Genomic DNA, 3551 nt, shown 5'->3' on the forward strand with positions numbered 1-3551 from the left:
AATTGGCGAGGTTTTTTATTATTAGCGTTTTATACGTAGTATACGTATTTAATTAAACGAATTTAACTAAAAGGTTTTCGTTAATAGTACTGTCGCTGATTTTTCATCACGGTCGTCATAATAGGCAAAGTTACTAGAAGTGGTATCGTAATCAAATACCAATCTTGGCGTTAAGCCAAGCACTGTGAAATCTCGCTTCCACACTTGTAGACCCAGTGAGGTGGTTTTGTCTTCTCTTCTGGAGCCTGGCTCTCCGCCTACAGCATTATAATAGCCTTTCCAAGCGCCACTACCTGCTGGATAGGCATCGGCAGGATCTTCATACTTTTTAATACCATAGCCTGCTGACGCTAGTGTTGAGATACCGCGCTTCCACTCACGCCCCCAACCGACATTCACCGAGTTACGATCATAGCTAATAATACTCGATTTGGGCACATCATTTTGATAGTTACCTAGACCACCATAAAAATACTCTTTGGCATCTTTAATATAAAAGGCATTTAAGCCCAAAAACTGACCATCTGTTTCACGGTTCTGATTGTCATCATCTTCAAAGGTCTCTTTTGATAAAATACCGGTTGCCGTTAGTTTGAGCTTTGGTTTAACCCAGCGCGAGCCACTCACGGTCACGCCCTTACGTAAGCTATAGGCTTCTTCATCATAATATCGCTTAGTCACAAACGGCGTGAGCGAGACATCATTTTTGGCATCGTCATAACCGACGCCAGCGGAAGCTGTAAATAAGTAATCATTGTAGTCCGTCTCATCCCAATAACCCTTTAAAGACGCATTTCCACCCACGGTGGCATAAAAGTTATCAGGTAGATTAAAGCGTTTGTTTGCACTACCAGATACTTGAATGCCGTTGGCTGACTGTTGCTCAATCGAGCGCCCTAAATCAGATTGAATAGACTTAGAGGGTGCATCATTAATATTATTATCTCTAACATAACTGGCAGAAGCATTAAACTGCCATTTCTCTGAACTATTGATTTGAGCTAACGAGTTTTGAACTCTAGCCATCACCGGTGCAGGCAGATCAACCGACTGCAGTTTTAAAAACTGCTCTTTTGCAGCGGCATATTGCTTATCAGCTTGCATCGCAATTGCCATATTTAAGCGAACAGGGTGAAAATCTGGATCTGCCGCTAACATACCGCGATAGATTTCAATCGCTTGTTTGTTTTTAGCTTCACTGCGATATATCAAGGCATCAGCAAACTTGATAAGCATAGGGTCTTTGGTTTCTAACGCTTTATAGTGGGGCAATACCTGCTTAACGGTCACCATATCCTGCGCCGCTAAAGCATCATTCAAGAATTTACTAAACGCAGCTGGGTTGGCTTTTAAGGCTTCTAAGTTATAAGCGGTGGCGGCAGCAAGTTGCTGGCGACTTCTGATAGCACGTTGTGCTTCTGTATCATTAACAGCGGTAGAAGGTGCTGTTGGGTCTGATACAGCAGTTTGACTCTCGCGTTTAAGCAGTTCATCAGCTTGGTTAAGCTCGGGCTCTATCTCTGGTAAATCGTCTGGAGCAGCCATTGATGGTAGAGAAAACGCCATCATTGATAGCAAAATGGAAGCGGTGAGAGGTTTGCGCATATATTGATTATTCATGGGTATCCTTACCTAAGTACGATCACTATTTTTCTAAACATTATTCCAACTTTAGTTATCCTAAGGGATTTTAATGCTTTAAGCGAGCAAAAAAGCGTCCTAGGACGCTTTTTTGTTTGTTTTATACAGTCATATTACTTTATTGCTTTTCAGCACCAAAGGTTCCTTGGAAAGTTGTACCAGTTCCTGGCGTAGTTCCAGTTCCAGGTACGCTACCAGGTTGTGCTTCTTGGTAAATACCACCTAAGAACTTAGCATCTTCACCATAGAAACCACCTGAGGTTGTAATATTATCTTTACTACCAGCAAAAGTATTACCCGTAATCCCAGCACTGATACCAATATTTTTATTAATATCAGCAAACTTTAATGTTCCTGTTAATGAGTCATTAACGAAATCAACATTAAAATTAGATGTGCCGTTGACCACTGGGGTTTTAAGAGCGCCTGAGCCTAAATGCAGATTATCCATATAGGTTGCAACACCAGCATACTGAACTTTGCCTTCTGTAGGCATGTTCTCAGTAGCTTCACCCATGACGTAAACATTGGTATAGCGTGATTTCACCCCACCAAATGAACCTTCTTTACGCATGTCACCATACACATGACCGATTTGCATTTGCGAGTCGAAGTTCTTATAAACAGATTGATAATCGTATTTTAAATCAATCTTGCCAAGAATGGATTCAACTTTACCAAAGGTCGCTGTACTCGTATCTTTAGATTTTTTGAAACCATCATCGAGCGATATATCATCAGATTTTACTAGTGTCAGTTTCGATGCTTGTCCGAATTTACCTGGTTTAGTAATATCTAGACGACCAACAAGCTGATTATAACCCGGTAGATTATCTGTATTAGTATCAACAATCATTACTGGGTTGGTATCTTCACCAGAACCTGTTGTGGTATTGAATGTATCATTGTCCCTTACAAACTGACGATAACCAATAGCATTTTCTGTTCCAGTTCCCGCTACACTGCTGACGGTGTTACTCATAACACCTGTTATAGCTTTAGGTACTGGTACTGGTTCAGAGTTAGAGCCGACTTTAGTAGCACCATAAGTTCCTTTACCTCCAGCATCTTGATATATGCCACCTAATAGCTTGGCATCTTCTCCATAGAACCCACCTTTAGTATCAACACCATTCCAATTACCCGCAAAGGTATTGCCTGCAATTTCTGCTTTTATTTTCTTATCTTTCATACCAGCAAACGATAGTGTGCCGTCGACTTGGCTATCCACAAAATCAACACTAAAGTTAGACGTACCTACAGTCGGATCAACGCCAATAATCTCACTTTTTGTATTACCAAGATAAGTGGCATCACCTTTGTAGGCAACTTTACCGTCATTAATACGGTTATTAATATTGTATTGCGATAGATCTTTCATGTACTTCATATCAACGTCATTTGTACTATTACCTTGTACATAGACGTTTGACAAAGTAGCTAATTGGGTTACGTTAGCGAAACGTTTAAGGTCACCATATACATGACCAACTTGCATTTGATTGTCAAAGTTTTTATAAGTAGACGTGTAATTTAGCTTATTATCAAGCGCGCCACCAATTTGCTTAAGAGAGCTTTTCTTAAAACCCTTTCCATAGTCTTGGTCATCTGTACTTCTTAATGTGACATTCACAGGTTGTTTAAAATAACTCGATCCAGTCTCATTAAAAAGAGCTGTGTAGGTATCGTAGCTCGCAGAAGTATTTGCGCTCAAACCACTATTGTCATCTTTTGCAATACTATTTTGGAAGCCAGTAACTTTAGTATTTGCAGCAACTGTCGGGTTGGTTGGTGCTGGCGGTAATTGCTGTGCCGCTGCAAGAGCCTCTTCTGCCGCTTTCGCTCTAGCTTCAGCTTCTAATTTCTCTTTTTCCGCTTCATCGGCACGTGTTTGAGCCGCAGCCGCTTGC

Annotated in this window: 2 protein-coding genes; both read right to left on the bottom strand. The window is 40.9% G+C overall.

The window, feature by feature from the left end; all coding sequences use genetic code 11:
* Positions 1-66 precede the first annotated feature (66 nt).
* The gene (locus tag PG901_RS07175; protein WP_271134032.1) at positions 67-1620 is read right to left on the bottom strand and encodes a surface lipoprotein assembly modifier; all 1554 of its coding nucleotides are present in this window, start codon (positions 1618-1620) and stop codon (positions 67-69) included.
* Between the two features lie 139 nt (positions 1621-1759).
* On the bottom strand, positions 1760-3551 hold a 1792-nt coding region (locus PG901_RS07180; RefSeq protein WP_271134033.1), incomplete at its 5' end, for a transferrin-binding protein-like solute binding protein.

It is taken from the genome of Psychrobacter sp. ANT_H3 (genome assembly GCF_027919975.1).
GTDB lineage: Bacteria > Pseudomonadota > Gammaproteobacteria > Pseudomonadales > Moraxellaceae > Psychrobacter > Psychrobacter maritimus.

What these genes read in the sequence shown, in the direction of transcription:
- PG901_RS07175 (WP_271134032.1), bottom strand. Translation starts at nt 1,620, where the DNA reads ATGAATAATCAATATATGCGCAAACCTCTCACCGCTTCCATTTTGCTA.